The 18,943-nt window shown below is 34.9% G+C and carries 17 protein-coding genes and 1 other annotated feature; of the genes, 2 read left to right on the top strand and 15 right to left on the bottom strand.

The genetic code is table 11. The features are described 5' to 3' along the window. Positions 1–7 precede the first annotated feature (7 nt). From BKP56_RS07980 to BKP56_RS07940, 9 genes are all read right to left on the bottom strand, one after another. Positions 8–1,018, bottom strand: a complete 1,011-nt coding sequence (locus BKP56_RS07980) for a rod shape-determining protein (RefSeq protein ID WP_072694570.1) — start codon at positions 1,016–1,018, stop codon at positions 8–10. A gap of 340 nt (positions 1,019–1,358) precedes the next feature. Then, positions 1,359–1,559 carry a cold-shock protein gene (locus BKP56_RS07975; protein ID WP_034302391.1) on the bottom strand — a complete coding sequence of 67 codons (201 nt, stop codon included), beginning with the start codon at positions 1,557–1,559 and terminating at the stop codon, positions 1,359–1,361. Positions 1,560–1,826: 267 nt separating this feature from the next. Next, on the bottom strand, positions 1,827–2,516 hold the full coding sequence (radC, locus tag BKP56_RS07970; protein WP_072694569.1) for a RadC family protein: 690 nt from the start codon (positions 2,514–2,516) through the stop codon (positions 1,827–1,829). A gap of 94 nt (positions 2,517–2,610) precedes the next feature. Further along, positions 2,611–3,264 (bottom strand): HAD family hydrolase, encoded by a 654-nt coding sequence (locus BKP56_RS07965; RefSeq protein ID WP_072694568.1) that lies wholly within the window; start codon positions 3,262–3,264, stop codon positions 2,611–2,613. 1 nt (position 3,265) lies between these two features. Continuing rightward, positions 3,266–5,917 carry a valine--tRNA ligase gene (locus BKP56_RS07960; protein ID WP_072694567.1) on the bottom strand — a complete coding sequence of 884 codons (2,652 nt, stop codon included), beginning with the start codon at positions 5,915–5,917 and terminating at the stop codon, positions 3,266–3,268. A 338-nt stretch (positions 5,918–6,255) separates the two neighbouring features. After that, positions 6,256–6,491 (bottom strand) — a binding site (T-box leader). Positions 6,492–6,538: 47 nt separating this feature from the next. Continuing rightward, positions 6,539–7,042: a thiol peroxidase gene (gene tpx, locus BKP56_RS07955; RefSeq protein WP_072694566.1), complete on the bottom strand. Its 504-nt coding sequence runs from the start codon at positions 7,040–7,042 to the stop codon at positions 6,539–6,541. Positions 7,043–7,111: 69 nt separating this feature from the next. After that, positions 7,112–8,326, bottom strand: coding sequence for a tRNA uracil 4-sulfurtransferase ThiI (gene thiI, locus BKP56_RS07950; RefSeq protein ID WP_072694565.1), 1,215 nt, complete (start codon positions 8,324–8,326; stop codon positions 7,112–7,114). A gap of 14 nt (positions 8,327–8,340) precedes the next feature. After that, positions 8,341–9,471 carry a cysteine desulfurase family protein gene (locus BKP56_RS07945; RefSeq protein ID WP_072694564.1) on the bottom strand — a complete coding sequence of 377 codons (1,131 nt, stop codon included), beginning with the start codon at positions 9,469–9,471 and terminating at the stop codon, positions 8,341–8,343. Positions 9,472–9,626: 155 nt separating this feature from the next. Further along, positions 9,627–11,339, bottom strand: a complete 1,713-nt coding sequence (locus tag BKP56_RS07940; protein ID WP_072694563.1) for a septation ring formation regulator EzrA — start codon at positions 11,337–11,339, stop codon at positions 9,627–9,629. A gap of 193 nt (positions 11,340–11,532) precedes the next feature. On the opposite strand from BKP56_RS07940, the gene BKP56_RS07935 reads away from it, so the two are divergent. Further along, complete coding sequence (locus BKP56_RS07935) at positions 11,533–11,994, top strand: GAF domain-containing protein (RefSeq protein WP_072694562.1); 462 nt, start codon at positions 11,533–11,535, stop codon at positions 11,992–11,994. A gap of 492 nt (positions 11,995–12,486) precedes the next feature. Here BKP56_RS07935 and BKP56_RS07930 read toward each other — a convergent pair whose 3' ends face one another. The 3 genes from BKP56_RS07930 to rpsD all read right to left on the bottom strand — a co-directional run bounded on the left by BKP56_RS07930 (position 12,487) and on the right by rpsD (position 14,506). After that, the gene (locus BKP56_RS07930; RefSeq protein WP_072694561.1) at positions 12,487–13,068 is read right to left on the bottom strand and encodes a class I SAM-dependent methyltransferase; all 582 of its coding nucleotides are present in this window, start codon (positions 13,066–13,068) and stop codon (positions 12,487–12,489) included. 13 nt (positions 13,069–13,081) lie between these two features. Further along, complete coding sequence (locus tag BKP56_RS07925; protein WP_232226863.1) at positions 13,082–13,612, bottom strand: HD domain-containing protein; 531 nt, start codon at positions 13,610–13,612, stop codon at positions 13,082–13,084. Between the two features lie 288 nt (positions 13,613–13,900). Then, positions 13,901–14,506 (bottom strand): 30S ribosomal protein S4, encoded by a 606-nt coding sequence (gene rpsD, locus BKP56_RS07920; protein WP_072694560.1) that lies wholly within the window; start codon positions 14,504–14,506, stop codon positions 13,901–13,903. 318 nt (positions 14,507–14,824) lie between these two features. Between rpsD and BKP56_RS07915 the strand changes: the two genes are divergently transcribed. Then, positions 14,825–16,210, top strand: coding sequence for an ISNCY family transposase (locus tag BKP56_RS07915; RefSeq protein WP_072694024.1), 1,386 nt, complete (start codon positions 14,825–14,827; stop codon positions 16,208–16,210). 191 nt (positions 16,211–16,401) lie between these two features. On the opposite strand, the gene BKP56_RS07910 is transcribed toward BKP56_RS07915, so the two are convergent. The 3 genes from BKP56_RS07910 to BKP56_RS07900 all read right to left on the bottom strand — a co-directional run bounded on the left by BKP56_RS07910 (position 16,402) and on the right by BKP56_RS07900 (position 18,895). Continuing rightward, on the bottom strand, positions 16,402–17,529 hold the full coding sequence (locus BKP56_RS07910; protein ID WP_156849236.1) for a baeRF6 domain-containing protein: 1,128 nt from the start codon (positions 17,527–17,529) through the stop codon (positions 16,402–16,404). 151 nt (positions 17,530–17,680) lie between these two features. Beyond that, positions 17,681–18,235, bottom strand: coding sequence for a GNAT family N-acetyltransferase (locus BKP56_RS07905; RefSeq protein ID WP_072694558.1), 555 nt, complete (start codon positions 18,233–18,235; stop codon positions 17,681–17,683). 18 nt (positions 18,236–18,253) lie between these two features. Next, entirely contained in the window at positions 18,254–18,895 is a 642-nt protein-coding gene (locus BKP56_RS07900) for a YktB family protein (RefSeq protein WP_072694557.1), read from the bottom strand. Positions 18,896–18,943: the final 48 nt, after the last annotated feature.

The raw sequence follows: 18,943 nt of genomic DNA, 5'->3' as shown, positions 1-18,943 counted from the left end.
TTATTAATTATCTACTTTGTTTACGGTAAAGATCCAAATGATTTAATGCTTCTCCAGTACCAATGGCAACACAGTTTAATGGATCATTTGCTACAAAAACAGGAACTTCCGTTTGTTCAGCAATAACTTCACTTAAATGTTTCAGCATTGCTCCTCCACCTGTTAAAACAATTCCTCTATCGATAACATCGGCTGAGATTTCAGGAGATGTATCTTCCAATGTCCCTTTAACAGCTATAACAATACTATCAACAACTTCTTGAATAGCTTCAGCAATATCTACTGCTGAGATTTCTATCGTTTTTGGCAGACCCGTCAATAGATCACGGCCTCTAATATCTGTTGAGCCTAATTCGCGAGCTGCTTCTATTGAAGCACATCCTAATTCCATTTTTACGGATTCAGCTGTTCTATCACCAATTAATAAATTGTATTTATTCCGGATATAATGGATGATTGAAATATCCATTTGGTCTCCAGCCATTTTAATTGTACGGCTGCTGACAATACCACCCAAGGAAATTGTTGCTACATCAGTAGTACCTCCACCAATATCCACTACCATACTACCTGTAGGATCATTAACTGGCAGACCTGCACCAATTGCTGCTGCAAAAGGTTCTTCGATTAGAAAAGCTTCTTTAGCTCCAGCCATTTTTGTTGCATCAATGATTGCTCTTTTTTCAACTTCTGTACCGCCACCTGGTACACATACCACAACACTTGGTTTTGAAGCTCTTTTGCCGATTCCTTTACTAATAAAGTACTCCATCATAGCAATTGTTGTATCGTAGTCAGCTATGACACCGTCTTTCATAGGACGAATAGCAACGATACTGCCTGGAGTACGTCCAATCATTTTTTGAGCATCTAATCCGACTGCAACTACTTCACCAGTAGTATTGTCTTTTGCAACTACAGACGGTTCACCTAGTGCTATTCCTTTTCCTTCAACATATACATTTGTGTTAGCTGTGCCTAAATCTATTCCGATTCCTTTATTGTTAAACCAACGCACTTGTTCGTTCCCCTCTCAAAATAAAACATTAAGATCTTTGTTTAACAGTCAGTTATTTTAAATTGCAAAGATTCATTGCTTCATTGTACCTTTTTATCAAAAGTTTTTCACTATTAGTTTATGACTTTAATTCTTTTTTTATATATTTGACATTAAACTGATAGAAGATAATGAATTTGTTGTTTTATTCTAACATAGGATACATTGAGTAATCTATAAATATGTATAATGAATTAAAATTTCGAACCTTAATTATTTTAACATTATTAAATATATTTAATAACATTAAAAAACCGAGAGAACGAATATCGCTCTCTCGGCTGAAAATTTTTAAGTTTAATTAAGCTTTTTCTACGTTAGCAGCTTGAGGTCCGCGTGCGCCTTCTTCAATATCAAAAGTTACAGCTTGTCCTTCTTCTAATGATTTGAATCCTTCTTCGTTAATAGCTGAGAAATGTACGAATACATCGTCTGCGCCTTCACGTTCGATAAATCCAAAACCTTTTTCTGCGTTAAACCATTTTACTGTACCATTTTCCATATTACTTTTTCCTCCTCGTGCCATAAGCACATTCTATTTCACATTATTGCTATAGGTAACGAATCGGAATGTTCTTACACATTACTTTTTTCTTTCCCTAACAAAATGCTAAGTAAAGTATAGCATGGGCATTTAAATAAAGCAAGCATTTGGTTGAATCTTTTTCAAAAAAAATAAACTTTTTTTTGAAATTTATAAACTTTTCTCTAACGCTTTTTCACTATAATCAATTCTTTTTTTGCTAATTGATTTTATTATGGATGCTTGCTAAATAATACCGTATTCTTTCAAGCTTACATAACTATTTTCACCAATTATAAAATGATCCAGTAGATCTATACCGATCATTTCTCCCGCTTTTTTCATTCTTTTTGTAAAAGATAAATCTGCTTCAGAAGGTTCAGGATTACCTGAGGGATGATTATGGGCAATGATAATTCGAGCAGCTGCATATTTTACAGCACCCCTATAAATTTCTCTTGGATGTGCTACCGAACTGTTCAGACTTCCTTTAAAGACAACTTCTTTTTTTATTATCTCATTTTTAGTATTTAAATAAAGTGCCATAACATGTTCTTGTTGTAAGCCTCCAAGCTCTTCTTGAAGTAACGTACCTACAAATGAACTGGATGTAACTGTCCCTTCTTTTATCTGCGAAGCTCTTGCAACTCGGTTTCCAAACTCAATCGCCGCTATCATCTCAATTGCCTTTGCGTTTCCAATTCCATCAATACTTACTAATTCTTCTACTGTCACATGTCTCAACATAAACAAATTATCAAATTCGGATAAAACTTTCATACTCAATTGAAGAACATTTTTCTCTTTTGTTCCTGTTCTTAATAAGATAGCAAGTAATTCATGATTTGCTAATGCTTTCGCTCCATATTCTGTTAAACGCTCTCTTGGTCTGGATTGTTCAGGTACATCGGTAAATTTATGTGAAGTAACCTTCATACTGACTTTCCTCCTTTTCAAATAAAAAGAGGGAGCGTTACTCGCTCCCCCTCTTACTTATTAAACTTACAAACTAGTTTTCAAAATAATTAAATTAATTTTCAATGTAATCAACTACTTTGGTTAAGTCCGGTAATATATCTGTTGCTTTTTCTTTAGCTTCTTCATTCGGACTGATTAAGTCAGGAATCATAATAACCGGTATACCAGCAGCATGTGCGGCTCTTACACCATTTAACGAGTCTTCCAATACCAGTGCCTCAGAAGGATCTGCAGTAGTTTTACTTAATGCTTTTAAAAATATTTCTGGATCTGGCTTAGAGTCTCTAACTTCATCTCCACCAACTACTCCAGTAAAATACTTTGATAACCCAGCATTATTCACCAGTTTCTCTACCATATTTCTTTCCGAACTAGAAGCAACGATCATTTCTATATTTTTGCTTTTTAAATATTTTAGTAATTTTTCCAGACCCATTTTTTTTGGTAAAGCTTTTTCCAATAAAGCTTTTTCTATATCGACTTTACTTTGCTTAATAAAACGATCGGCAAGGTGTTCATCAGCTTGTTCCAAACGAATAGCTGCAAAGAAATCTTTATCACTCGCTCCAATGAATCGTTCATAAAAAGGATAATCAAAAGGCATTCCAATTGAGTCGGCTGTGGCTTGATTAGCACTATAATACATTGATTCAGTATCAAACATCAATCCGTCCATATCGAACAAGACTGCTTTTACCTTAGGCATATTATTCTCCTTTTAGCATTTTTAATTTTTCTAACTGATCAGAAACAGAGGAATATCTCTGATGGTACTCCTGCTCTTTATTCCGTTCTTCTTCAACTACTTTTGCTGGAGCATTTTGAACAAATTTCTGGTTAGATAGCTTTCCTTCAACTCGTTTAATTTCTTGAGCCCATTTTTCTAATTCTTTTTCTAAACGACTGATTTCTTCATCAAAATCAACCAATCCAGCTAATGGCAAGAATATTTCTGCTCCTGTTATTACAGAAGTTTTGACTTCATCCGGTACTATAATCTCTGTATCAATGGTCAAATTCTCCGGATTACAGAAGCGTTCAATGAAGCTACGATTATTTATTAGAATTTCTTTTTCTTGCTCAGATTTCGCTTTTACTAATATATCGATTTTTTTAGATAATGGACGATTAACTTCTGCCCTAATTGTTCTGACAGATCGAATTAAATCAATCAGCATATTCATATTATCAATTGCTTCCTGATCATTAAATGATTTCTCAGGAGTTGGATATTCAGCAGTGACTAGTGACTCTCCAACGTGTGGCATATTCTCCCAAATTTCTTCTGTAACAAAGGGCATAATTGGATGCAGCAATCGAAGAGTTTGATCAAGTACATGGATTAAGATACTTCTAGTTGATTTTTTTTCGTCTTCTGAACCATTAAATAAAATTTCTTTGCTCATCTCAATATACCAGTCACAATAATCATCCCAAATAAATTTGTAAAGAGCACGACCTGCTTCACCAAACTCGAATTTCTCAAATAATTCTGTAACTTGTGTAATCGTCTCATTCAATCGAGCTAAGATCCATTTATCTGCAATAGATTTTTTGCCATTTAGGTCAATGTCTTCGGTTGTGAAATCATCTAAATTCATGATTACATAACGACTTGCATTCCAGATCTTGTTGATGAAGTTCCAAGCCGCATCCATTTTTTCATAACTAAACCTTACATCTTGACCAGGTGCTGATCCATTAGACAAGAACCAGCGTAAAGCATCTGTTCCGTATTGATCGATAACTTCCATAGGATCTATACCATTACCAAGAGATTTACTCATTTTTCTTCCTTGTTCATCACGAATCAAACCATGGATCAATACGTGTTTAAATGGTCGCTCATTTGTAAATTCCAGACTTTGAAAAATCATACGACTTACCCAGAAGAATATAATATCATACCCTGTAACTAAAGTACTGGTTGGGAAATAACGCTTAAAGTCTTCTGCTTCAATATCTGGCCAACCCATTGTTGAAAAAGGCCACAAAGCTGAACTGAACCATGTATCTAAAACATCATCATCTTGTGTCCAGTTTTCAATGTCTTCGGGTTCATGTTCACCCACATACACTTCTCCAGTTTTTTTATGATACCAGGCGGGAATACGGTGTCCCCACCATAACTGTCTTGATATTACCCAGTCATGAACGTTATCCATCCAGTTATTAAAAGTTTTTTCAAATCGTTCAGGAACAAAGTTAACTTTGTTCTCTGTTTTCTGATTATTGATAGCTTGCTCAGCTAATGGCTCCATCTTAACGAACCATTGAGTAGAGAGCCTTGGTTCAACTACAACTCCTGTACGTTCAGAATGTCCAACGCTATGAATCATTTCCTCCACCTTGATCAGGTATCCCTGTTCTTTTAAGTCACTAACGATCCGTTTTCTAGCTTCAAAACGATCCAATCCTGCGTACTCTCCGGCAAGGTCATTCATTGAACCATCGTTATTCATGACATTGATACGTTCCAAGTCATGGCGGTTTCCTACTTCAAAGTCATTCGGATCATGCGCTGGGGTAATTTTAACGACTCCTGTACCAAATTCCATTTCTACATACTCGTCTGCGATGATTGGTAATTCTCTTCCTACTAAAGGAAGCGTCAGTGTTTTTCCAATCAGATGTTGATAACGATCATCTTCTGGATGGACAGCTACTGCTGTATCCCCTAACATTGTTTCAGGACGTGTAGTAGCAATTTCTAACGCACCAGATCCATCCGTTAATGGATATTTCATATGGTAAAATGCACCATTCACGTCTTTATGGTCTACTTCAATATCTGATAAGGCTGTTTGAGCTTTAGGATCCCAGTTTATAATATACTCACCGCGATAAATTAGACCTTTATTGTAAAGGTCTACAAATACTTTATTTACTGCCTTGTTTAATCCTTCATCCAAAGTAAATCTCTCACGGCTATAGTCTACAGATATACCTACTTTTGCCCATTGCTCTCTAATATTTTCAGCATATTCTTCTTTCCATTCCCAAACCTTTTCTAGAAATTTTTCTCTTCCCAAATCATGACGGGAAATTCCTTCTTGGGCAAGTTTTTCTTCTACTTTAGCTTGGGTTGCGATTCCGGCATGGTCCATTCCTGGTAACCATAATGCATCATACCCTTGCATTCGTTTTTGTCGGATAATGATGTCTTGTAAAGTTGTATCCCAAGCATGTCCAAGGTGTAATTTCCCTGTTACATTTGGTGGTGGAATCACAATAGAATAAGGTTCTGCTCTCTTGTCTTCACTTGGTTTAAATAAGTCTTGATCCAGCCACTTTTCATATCGTCCAGCTTCAACTTCTGCAGGCTGGTATTTCGTTGACATTTTTATTTCTTCTGTCATAAAAATCACTCCATTTCGTTTTTTTGGCTTTTATAGATTGGTTTAATGATGAATATCCGCTTTGCTATGTCTAGTACTCTACCTGTAAGCCTGTTTCGCTGTGCTCAAAGGCATAACGGATTCGTAACTCACGAATCCATCAACTCGCTTTGCTTCGAACGGACTTTCGAGTTGATACTACGCTCCACTTCGTTACGCCTAGTACTTTGCCCGTAACTCGCTTTGCTTCGAACGGACTTTCGAATCGATACTACGCTCCACTTCGTTACGCCTAGTACTTTGTCCGTAACTCGCTTTGCTTCGAACGGACAAAGCAAAAAGCATTCGTCCTATTATTACAATAGGACGAATGCTTACTCATTCGCGGTACCACCTAAATTGATTGAAGAAAATACTTCTTCAAACCACTTCATAAACGGGGGTAATGACCCGTTACCTCAAACAAAGCTACTGATACTATTCACTCTGTTAGCTCACAAGCTACTTTCTCAATCCAACTCATTAGGGATTTCCACCTTACACCCATTCTCTTAAATAAAATCAGAAAGATACTCCTCTTGCTCTCCGCCAAATATTTATTTATATTCTATCAGACTACCCTTTTAAAAGAAAGGATTTCTTTTATGTCATTTCTGCTTCTTCATGTCTAGCAGCTGCGATTGCTTCTTCATAGTTAGGGTCTTGGGACATTTCCTTGACGACTTCCCGATAAACGATTTGTCCTTCTCGATTCAAAACGAATACTGCTCGAGCAGTTTTATCCATTTCTTCTACATAAAGCCCATAATCTTTAGAAAATGAACGATCACTGTCATGTAATAAAACCATATCTATTTCTTTAGCAGAACACCAGTCTTTTTGTTCTTCTTTTGTATTTGTTGAAATAGATAAAATTCGTGTACTATTTAAAGTATGCGCCAGTTCATTAAATTTCGCCGTTTGTCTAGAACATGTACTTGTATTGATGTCAGGAAAAGTACTGATTAGTACAACTTCACCTTTATAATCTGACAAACTGATTGTTTTTTCGTTCAAATCATTTAAAGAAAAATCAGGAGCTTGTTCTCCTTTGGCAGGTACAGTTGAATTTGTTGTAAGTGGCTTACCTTTCATCATTACATCCATGTTAACAACCTCTCTCTTTCAGTTAGTATCTTCATTTTAACGTTAAGATAAGAAATTGTACAACAAAAACTACAACAGTTCTTCAAAAATTTGCTTTTGTTTAGACTCCAGATTGTTATTTGCTGATATCTCTTCAATATTAATGCCCTGAATCGCTCTTTCTATTAAACCATTGATATCCATTTTTTCCTCAATTTCAAGTACATGGACTAACTTAGGTTTGGTTCTTGGTTTTGGAGGCGTAAAAATTGTACAACAATCTTCGTAAGGTAAGATTGCCAATTCAAAGGTATTTATTTTTTGAGCAACTTCAATGATATCTGTTTTGTCCATAGAAATAAGCGGTCTTAAAATTGGAGTGTGTGTCACTTCATTTATTACCGACATACTTTCCATCGTCTGTGAAGCGACTTGTCCAAGTGATTCTCCATTAATAATAGCTAATCCAGACCGCTGTTCTCGTAATTGATCCGTAATACGCAACATCATTCTTCTGGTAATCGTCATAATATAACCTTGCGGAACGACTCTCTTAATAGTTTCTTGGATTTCAGTAAAGGGAACTTCTATAAAAGGAAGCGGACCGGAGAATTTGACCAGTTTTTCAGTTAGATCTTTTGCTTTTTGTAAAGCCTGCGGACTTGTATAAGGAGGACTGTGGAAATGGACGGCCTCTACTTGTATCCCTCTTCTCATAGCATAATAGCCTGCAACCGGCGAATCAATGCCTCCAGATAGCATTAACATCCCTTTGCCACTCGTTCCCGTTGGTAACCCTCCTGCTCCTTTAATTGAATCTATAGATAAAAAAATCCCATCAAGTCTAACTTCTACTCGAACATTAATGTCTGGCTTTTTCATTTTAACTTTAATTTCTGGAATAGAGTTCATGATATATTCGCCTAACATCTGGTTAACTTCATTTGTATCAAACATCCATTCATGGTCTGCTCTTTTTGTATTTATCTTAAATGTTCGAGCAGGTTCATAGTTAGATTTAACTAAAAACAATGCCGCTTCTTTAGCTTTTTCGATCGATTTTTCTACTTTTATTACTGGAGATATCGTTTGTATACCAAAAATCACTTTTAATTTATTTATAATTATATCTGCACTTTCATCATGTAATTCAATATGCATACGATCTCTATGAGATTTGATTTTCAAACCTCTATATTCATCAAGTGCATTTTTAACGTTTTTATCCAACTGCTTAATAAATTGTTTTTTATTCTTACCTTTTGTAGATAATTCTCCATATCTTACCATAACTTCTGTAATCATATATATCCTCTATTCTATTGTATAACTTTAAAAGATTGATAGATTTCATCAAATATTTTTATAAAACTTTTAAGTTCTGCCAATGTATTATCTTCAGACAAACTAACTCTAATTGCTGTTTCAGCTCTTTTTTTAGGAATACCCATAGCTAATAGTGTACTTGATTCTACCTTTTTTTTGCTAGAGCATGCGCTAGTTGTCGAAACGTAGACACCCCTTTTTTCGAGTGCATGTACAGTTACTTCTCCTTTAATACCCTTAATACCAAAGCAGAGTATGTGCGGGGCTCTCTGGTCAGGTGAAAATACTTCGATATTTTTTTTAGTATCTAAATACTTTTTCAATTCTAAAGTCAGCTCAGTTTGAGTTCCTGCTTGTTTTTCAGAAATTAGTTTTAAAGCTTTTGCCATTGCTACGATTCCCGGAACGTTTTCAGTCCCACTTCGTAATCCGGCTTCTTGTCCTCCTCCGCTTAGTAACGGAGCTAGTTTTCGACCTTTTTTTACATACACAAAACCTGTCCCTTTTGGACCATGGAATTTATGTCCTGAAAAAACAGCCATATCTACTCGGCTTTGTTCTCCTAACTTTAAATCGATTTTACCAACAGTTTGAACTGCATCAACGTGAAAATGAATTGAAGGATAATCTTTCAAGGCTTCACCGATCTGTTCAATAGGTTGTACACTACCTGTTTCATTATTGACTGCCATTACAGAAACCAGCACAGTATCCTCTCTTAAAGCATGTCTAAGCTTCTCAACTGAAATAATACCTCTCGAATCTACCGGGAGATACGTCACTTCCCATCCCATATTTTCTAGTTGTTTTACTGATTCCAATACTGCTGGATGCTCTATTTCTGAGGTGATTAAATGCTTACCAAAAGATATTTTTTCAATTGCTGTTCCTTTAACAACCCAATTGTCTCCTTCAGTTCCACCACTAGTAAAAAAAATCTCTTCAGGTTTAACATCAATTGTTTCAGCAATTAAATTTCTTGATTGTGTCAATAATCCCGTTGTCGTCTCTCCAAGTTCATGTAAACTCGATGGATTACCAAAATACATCGAATTTACTTTATTAAAAGTATCCAAAACAGACGAATCAATTTTTGTTGTGGCGCTATTATCTAAATAAATCATTTATACACTCTTTCTATTCTTTCAGTAATCTTTTTTACGTAGCATAATACCAAAAGATATGTTTTTTAGCAAATCAGCGAGAAGTTTCTACTCGCCAAAAGAGCTAGAATGTGAATTCAAATCACAACCTAGCTCTTTTAATTATACTTCTCAACTCAAGAGAAGTTTTTCTCTTTTCTATATTGTTTTTGAACTTCTTCAAAAGCTCCCGGCTCAATTGTTTCCAGTTTTTCTCGAACCATTTTTAATGAGGTTTTATAATCAAAGTCTTCTGAAAACAAACTGCGACTATATTTGATTGTCTCCATCACTTCACTGTGCTCATTTTTATATCGGTATAATCGCTGACTGACAAGTTCGCTCAGCATCGCTTGATCTACTAGTTCATCTGTATCCTGTGCTAACTGTTCCACATCATCTTCACACATCTCATGCAATTTGAAAACTTCTGTCATATCCAGTTTAGGTTTAGCCAAACTCTGACTTAACTGCTCTATATGGTCGGTAGTATAAAAGAAAAAATCGAGATACTCAGATGGTAACCCTGGAAGATGCCTGCTTTCAACATATCTTTTCATTTCACGCATCGCAATTTCCATTTCTTCTAAATCTTGTTTTATTTCTAATTCACTATTTCTATAATCACTCAAATGCTTACTGATCATAGTCGATTTTTCATTCATCTCTTGTAACTGATCAAACATTGAGTTTAACAATTGACTAGCTTGGGAAAATGGAACGCTCTCTTCAGCTAATTCTTCATTGATTTTCATATATAATTTTTCTTGTTCTGCGATTGTTTCTTGTACTTGAGTCGCTTCGCTCATTTCATCTCTATACAAAAGATAACTCTGAGATAGTCTATCTATTTCAATAAATAACTTACGGTTCTGTTCTTTAAGATAATGAAATATTTTACGTATTTGGTTAACCAATTCGTTGACTTCTGTTTTTGATTCTATTTCAACTTCTAACTTATCATAAATTTGTTCTATTTTTTCTTCGAGCTCTGCTAACAATTCTTCTGCTTTTTCTATTTCAAGCGAACCAATCAGACTATTGGTATTTTCTATTTTGACATGCGTTTGAGCCAGATCCTCTTTTATTGAATCATCAGGGAATACATACCCTTCCTGCTGCAAGGATCGATAGCCACTCTCCAGCTCTTCAATTTGTTCTAGTATTTCATTCTCGACTTTTTTGAGAATCCTAGGTACTTCAGTCATATAATTTTCCATTGCAGTAATGGTCTCTTCAAGTTGTTTTAATAAGAGATTTGCCTCTTCGTGATCTCCAGCAGCTGTCAAATGAGAGAAAGTTGAAAAATCTGTTTCCATTGTGCCTAATTTATCTTCAAGCGCATCAACGGCTCTTCCGAATGAAAAACTCTTAGCTAATAGGTCTTTACGAATCATGTGATATCTTTTCTTGATAGATTCTATTTTTTTGAGATTTGCCTCTTCACGTTGCATTAATTCATCTAAAGCTGTATTTAAACTATTTAAAGATTGTTGGATTTCAACAATTTTGCTTTCAGCCTCTTCTTCGTGCTGACGTGCTTTTTTGAAACGGTAACGATCCGTAGCTTGTTCAGCTTCAAATAACAAGCTTTCGATTGTCGGAAATTGCTTTGTTTCAATCTGATCCCATTGTTCTTTTAGTTCCTCAGCTGTTTCTCTCGATTGTCCAGTCATACTTCTATTATTGACAGCTTGTATTTTATCCAATGGGAACTGGTTCATTACTTCAGATTTTCTTGAATCCAGCTCATCTATTGATTTGTAATGATTTTTTCTGATGATATACATTGCTATGTAAAGTGCGACGATTAACAACATTAATATAACAACAACAATTTCTAACGTCATGAACTTTCCCTCCGACTAGGCTTTATATACATAAATTCCCTGCCTGCTTTTCTCTTCTTAACAGTATATCAAATATTAAGGAAATATGTTATACTTACAAGCAAATTCTCTAAAATAGGTTCAAGAAACCTATAGGAATTTGTAGAAAACTGATTTTCTATTTAAAATTTATATTTAATGGAAAGGTGATAAAATGAGCACAGTCAAACCTAAACATATGCTAAATAAACAGCTAGATGCTTTATTAGAAGGCGAAACAAACAGAATTGCCAATTTAAGTAACGCTTCTGCGTTATTATTCGAACAATTATCTGAAATCAATTGGGCAGGGTTCTATTTATGGGAAGATTCTGAAAACGAACTTGTACTTGGGCCTTTCCAAGGAAAAGTAGCTTGTGTTAGAATCGAAAACGGATCTGGTGTATGCGGGACTGCTTTTAAAGAACAAAAGACTTATCTTGTTAAAGATGTACATGAATTTCCTGGACATATTGCTTGTGATGCGGCAAGCGAATCTGAAATTGTTGTTCCTCTTACAAAAGATGGCATACAAATTGGTGTTTTAGATATAGATGCACCGATAAAAAATCGTTTTACAGAAGAAGATCAAGAAATAATAGAAGAATTTGCAAGTGTTTTACTGAAACACCTCTAAAATACGCAACAAAACCTACTGAACACCTGGAATGGTAGTATTCAGTAGGTTTTTATTCTTGTCTATGAAAAATCAAGTTGTTCTAATTCCAGTTCTTCATTTTTGGATAAAACAACTCATTCATTTTATGTAGATTATCCAGTGATAACCATTCTTAATAATCATGTTCGTCCGATAATTTTATATCTTGAAAATTATTTATCTTACCACTATAAATAATTCCAATAACTTGTTGATGGGTTTAATAATTAATGTAATTTAAGTATTTAAAATAATTTTGACTAGGTAGTTCTTTCTTGATCATAAACGAAGTATAATACATCGTTAAGCGAATTCTTCAATTAAAGGCCATTCGCTTATCCTTTTTAATAATGTCCTGATAACTTTTGTACTAATTTATTATAAGTACCTATGCTTTCCAAGTGTCTCTTAACTTTCAATCCTATTCAATCATTCTTATTTCTCACCATAGATTATTTTGTCGTTAATTTTTTATACTGTAGAACTAAATTTTACTTTCAACGATTTCTTGGCATCAATTACCAAACTTGGAAAAGTTACCGTTGAAGAATTCCTTGGATCTACTTTTACCGATCGGAAGATATTGCCATCTTCTTTATTCCAATTAATTTGATGAAATACTCCATTTTTATCATGGTACTCAAGCAGTTCACATTCAAATCCAGCTTCTGAAAACAGCTTACCTAAAGTCTCAAAATTATAGACCGTTTTATGTGAAGCTGCCGGATGATTAACTGGACCGGGACCACCTACTTGAACAACTTTTCGGTATTCTTTATTAGGAAAGTAACCATCTGGAACAGCACATCTAAAATATCCGCCAGGTTTTAAATACTTCCAACATAATTTTGCTGCCGTTACTCCTTCATCATAAGTAAAATGCTCCCAAACATGTTCTGCTAGCAACACATCAATTGTTTCAATTTTAAAGTTTTCATCCCATGATGCCTCTTCTAATACATTCAAATCCTGTTCTTGTGTGTGAATCCATCCTGGATTATTGTTATACTCTCCCGCTCCAATAACAACTCTTAATTTCTCCATGTTTCTCATTCCATTTCTCCTTTTAGTTATCCTGTAAAAAGTAATATCCTCCTTCTAACTGAGTCAGTAAATCTTCATATGTTTGCATTTGCTTCTCAATTCTTTTGCGCCACATGGCTTTTGCGGTTACTGTTGCAAACTCCTCTTCAACACCCAGAAGTTTTTCTCTGCTTTCTAATCGTTCCTTTAAGTAATTAATTTGTTCTTTTACTGTTTTATCATAAAATTTATGATAAGACAGACTTTCAAATGTTCGATAAATGTCGAATCGATCAAGGTTATCACTATCCGATATTGTTAGAGCATTGATTGATAATTCTCCTCTATCCATTCCTGGATTTCCATCTACATGACTAGCAATACCAAGTAAAATTTCTTCTTTCTGATTTTCAGTTAAGTTTAATTCATTTAAAAAATCTTCAGATATTTTTGCACTATTACGTCCATGATTTTCCCAGTCTTCTTTACTCTCAAATTCTATTGCATAACTAATATCATGTAACAATGCACCAATCACTACAACATCTTTGTCTAAATTTTCTTTTTCGGACAAATCCATAGCAATTTTTGAAACTCATAAGGTATGCTGATATCTATACTCTTTAGCATTTGGATTTTTCTTAAAATAAACACTATTATTATATGTATTCTGCAAAAATTTTAATGTTTTCTCTATGTTTTCCATTCTTTCTCTCCTAACACTTTCTCGTTATTTTTATAGTTTTTGTATTTCTATTGATCAGTTTATCATATAGATCTTTTTAATTAAATTATTAATAGTTTAATTTTAGAAAACAAAAAAGCCTGCACATTGCTGCAGGCTTTTTTGAACCAGTTAAAATTAACGGTTATAGTATTCAACGATGTATGAATCATCGATGTCCGCTGGCATTTCTTCACGTAATGGTAAACGTGTAAGTGAACCTTCCAGTTTTTCTTCATCGAAAGTGATGAAATCAGGACGACCGTATAATGATTCAACAGATTCTTTAATAATTGTTAAGTTTTTAGATTTCTCACGTACTCCAACAACTTCTCCAACTTGAACGCTGTAAGAAGGTATGTCAACGCGTTTTCCGTTAACAGTGATGTGTCCGTGGTTTACTAATTGACGTGCTTGACGACGAGTAGTTGCTAGACCTAAACGGTATACTACATTGTCTAAACGTTGTTCAAGTAAGATCATGAAGTTAACACCGTGTTTACCTTCACGAATTTTACCAGCTTTTACGAATAAGTTGAAGAATTGACGTTCATTTACTCCATACATATAACGTAACTTTTGTTTTTCTTTAAGTTGCATACCATATTCTGATAATTTAGTACGGCTAGTTGGTCCGTGTTGCCCTGGAGCATAAGGACGACGAGCTAATTCTTTACCTGTTCCTGAAAGTGAAATGCCTAAACGACGAGATTTCTTCCAAGAAGATCCTGTGAAACGTGCCATGATTGTATTCCTCCAATAATTTTTTTGGAGTAAAATAACGGGATAGAAATTCAGTATTACGTGCAGTTTCTATGAACTTTCGCCATTGCAGCCGCAGGTTACTCATTAACTTACCTTAAGAAACTGTTGACGCGGATACCATTTCTTGCTGCATTATTTTACACAAAGACTATTGTACCTCTTTATAAATATAAAGTCAATAACTAGATCAAACTAAAACCTCAAAGTATCGTTCGAACGTGATAATGTCCTAAGTAGGTCGAAGCATAAAATGTCCCAAAATGATAAAATAAAATCATGAAAAGGATAATACTAACGATGAATGAAGATAAGAAATATAAAGTAATAAAAGCTGTGGCAGAAAAAAGAAAGGAAAAAAAGAGAGCTTGTGTTGAACTTGGGCTCTCGATGAGGCAAGTTAACAGATTGATTCAAGACTATCAAGAAGGAGGAAAAGCTGTTTTTTCACACGGCAACAGAGGAAAAGCAGCTAGGCACGCCGTGCCAGAGGAAACAAAAAGACAAGTGATCGAGCTCTATCAAAGTTTTAAGATAAAGCCTAACGTGAAGCATTTTACTGAAATTTTGAAGGAGGATCATGCTATCTGTTACACCGATACGACCATTCGTCATATTTTATATCAAGCTGATATTCTATCACCTAAGGCTCAAAGAAAAACACGTAAGAAAATAAATGCTCGAATCAAAGCTAAATCAATGAAAGGTAAAAAAGAGTCTTATACCCCACTGGTTCCAAGAGCCGAAGATCAAATGGAGTTACCCGAAAAAAGTCACCCTAGCCGTCCTAGAAAGAAATATCAGGGGGAGCTTATTCAAATGGATGCCAGCTCCTATAACTGGTTTGGTAAAGAGGTGACACATCTCCATTTAGCTATTGATGACGCTTCTGGTAATATCGTCGGGGCTTATTTCGATATGCAAGAAACACTCAATGGCTATTATCATGTGCTCAATCAGATCCTAACGAAACAAGGCATCCCTTTAGCTTTTTTAACAGATAAACGAACGGTTTTCGAATACACATCAAAAGCCATGAAAGCGGTCGAAGAAGATACCTTTACCCAGTTTGGTTTTGCCTGTCATCAACTCGGTATTGAGATTAAAACCTCCTCTATTCCACAAGCTAAAGGCCGCGTAGAGCGCTTAAACGGGACTGTTCAATCACGACTTCCTGTAGATTTAGACTTAGCTGGAATACAATCTATGGAGGAAGCCAATCACTTTTTAACGAAATGGATTAGGACTTTCAATAAGAAGTTTGGCAATAAAACGAAGGAATCCATCTATGAAAACGCACCAACTAAATCAGAAATCAATTTATTATTAGCACGAGTAGCGAATAGAAAAGTGGATAGTGGGCATCATATTCGGTATCAAAACAACTACTACCTGCCTACGGAAGGCAGTGAAGAGCACTACTTCACGCGAAGATCAAAGGTGTTGGTTATCGAAGCGTTTAACGGAGATATCTATGTAAATATAGCTGAAAAAATATACACAACAAGGAGACTGAAAGAACATGACTACTACTCACAAGAGTTTGATCCGATTCCAGAGCAAAAAAAAGAAAGACGCCAGTATATTCCCCCACAATCTCACCCGTGGAAACTAGAATCTTTCAAAAGATATCTTCGCAGTGTCGGAAAAACACTCGAAGAGTACGAAGCTGAACAAACAGCTTAGGACTAATTTTAACAAATTCGGTCACATTAATGCAAGCTTTTGCGAAGTAAAAGCTTGCATTAATGTGAGCCTTGGTTTTAGGACATTTTAACTTTCGCTTGACATAACTAGATCAAACTAAAACCTCAAAGCAGTATCTAAATAGATATTGCTTTGAGGTTTTTAGAACGATTTATTGTTCAAAAAATTAATTAAAATCTTAGAGTTGCTGCGATACCGGTATCGGAAGGCATGCTTGACTTATCAAGAACATAGACTTTACCGTTAGTATTCAAAACATTCTGAACTAGCTGATTAACATAGGCATTAATTTCTGAGCCCTCTTTATACTGTCCATTTTCATCAATTGTGCCATGTACTTGATAATGATCTTCAATTAGAAGAGTATCAATTTTACCTTGCATACTAGCCATTGCTAAATCATTATACTGTGCTTCCAACCGAAACTCCGGTGTAGTTTCATTAAATTTTTCAACTAACGATTTGTAACGACGATCTATAATGTCCGTCACTACTTCACTAGCTTTATCTTGAATTTGTGCACTTGACAGTTGTGCTGTAGACCCTTCAACTTTCGTTTCATCTAAATGAGGATTTTTAGATATTTTTTCAAAATCAGAAATATTCTCAGGTAGCGCAAACAAGACAAGAGGCAATTCTGTTGGTTTTGTATAATTTTCATATACATATTTGTCTACTACACGAAAATAATTGTTCTGGTCAATTTGGACTTCATTACTTTTTTCGTTATGTCCATGGAACATACCTTGTCCGGCAGCTCCGTTATAATCAGCGGTGTTTAATTCCCCGCCCGTCAGTTCTTTACCTAAAGCTTTTTCTAAATCTGTCGGAGCATCTTCAGGTAATGGTATTTCCTGGAGTTGTGTTCCACGGCCATTAAATAAGGTAAATTTATCATGGTTCAGTCCTAATAAATGATAATAACTCACGTACTGAAAATTCGGTATCAACGGCAGCACATAAGCCTGGTTAGATACTACTACCTCATTGTCCACGGGTACGCTTAATCTATAAAAGTACGCATCTGTTTGTGTGACATAAAATACAACACTGTCAGATACTCTTCTCCAAAAATCTGAATCATTACGTAAACCTTTGATTTGTTCTAAGAAAGTGTCACATGTTTTTTCATCATAAACATCACAGATTTTTTCTTTCGCTTCTTTTAATAAGTTTTGAAACTGGATCTGATTAGCTTCTGTTTCAAACGCATTAGCTTGAGCGTTCAGCGAAATGGATAAATACACCTCGTCTGATTTCATGATTTCATCTGTAGGAAATGCAAATAATTCTTTCATATTTTCACCTTCCATATTCTATTTTCTTTGCTCTTATCGCTCGTAAACCTTTCAAAGATAAGATTAAAGAATACTATAAGTTCATCATATCTAATCTTTAAGAAATTGTCTAAAGATATGCAATAAGTACGCCAGAATAAAGACTAATTAATTAAGCACTTCTATTCATCGGACCTACTGATTTCAAAAAATCTGAATATAACATACCAAAAACCAGACTGTTGGTCCATTCACCTTTATTCCAGTAATCCGCTATAAAGTATCCTTCTTTTCTCATTCCTAATCTTTCGCATAGTTTTTTTGAGGGACTGTTTCTTGAGTCGATGTTCACTTGTATTCTATGAATATCTATCTCTTCAAATAATACGTGGATCAACTCTTGTAATGCTTCGGTTGCAAAACCATTTCCTGAAACCGCACGATTGAAACTGTACCCAAGTTCAACAGTATCTCGCATATCTGTATACCAAACATATAAGTCACCAATGACTTTATCTTGGGAAACAACGGCTAAGTTCAACATTTGATCTTGCTTTAATTGATTATTGCTGATTTTTACTTTGAACAAATTCTCAGCCGTTTCAGTAGTCCATGGATCATGGAGCAAATAGCGACAAGTTTCGTTATCTTTATAAATTGCAAAAGTATCGGCAAAGTCTTTTTCTTGAAAAGTTCTTAGAATTAATCTTTTTGTTTCGATAATCACTTTCTATCTCCTGACTTTTTATTTACCTGTCAAATTATTCTTCTCATACCGATCCAATAGCTGTTTGTAAAGAGGGATTAACTGAACAATTGTTTCAAATAAAAAAGCTTGCTGTTTTGACTGATCATCAAGTAAAGAACTATTATTAGGAATAATCCTTCCAATCAATACTTCTCCTTTTTTCACAGTGATCATTCTTTTTATAAGTCTAGTTCCACTTTCTTCGGTAAGAGGCTCTACATTAGATTTAGTATGATCTCCAGAAATAACAAAGTCGTCCTTCAACTTTATCCAATTTTCTTTATTTTCAAGTAGACTTTCTCCCATATCTTTCTCATACAGCGGTTGATCAATTATAGAAACAAAAATAAAGACATGCTCTTCATTAATGCCGATTTGAATATGAGGATATTTTTTATATCCTCTAGCGTTACCACCTATTGCGCTCCAAGTTGACTCTGGGGGATTTGTGGTTCTTCTCCTATGCTGAGCTATATGAAAATACATTTTATGTCCAGTTTTTTCTTCGATTATTCTAGTATAAGTTTCGCCTAGATCTTGAAATATAGGTTGTATACACTCACGAATAGCTTCCATTCTTTCTTCTAAATGATTTAATTGAAATATTTGAAAATCTTCTTTTTTGTAAGTTCTATGCACTGTTTTCCCTCCAATATTTCTTGTCTCTGTAGTATAAAAGAGCCCTTT

The organism is Marinilactibacillus sp. 15R, from assembly GCF_001895285.1.
GTDB lineage: Bacteria > Bacillota > Bacilli > Lactobacillales > Carnobacteriaceae_A > Marinilactibacillus > Marinilactibacillus piezotolerans.
This window is presented reverse-complemented; position numbering and strand designations above follow the sequence as displayed.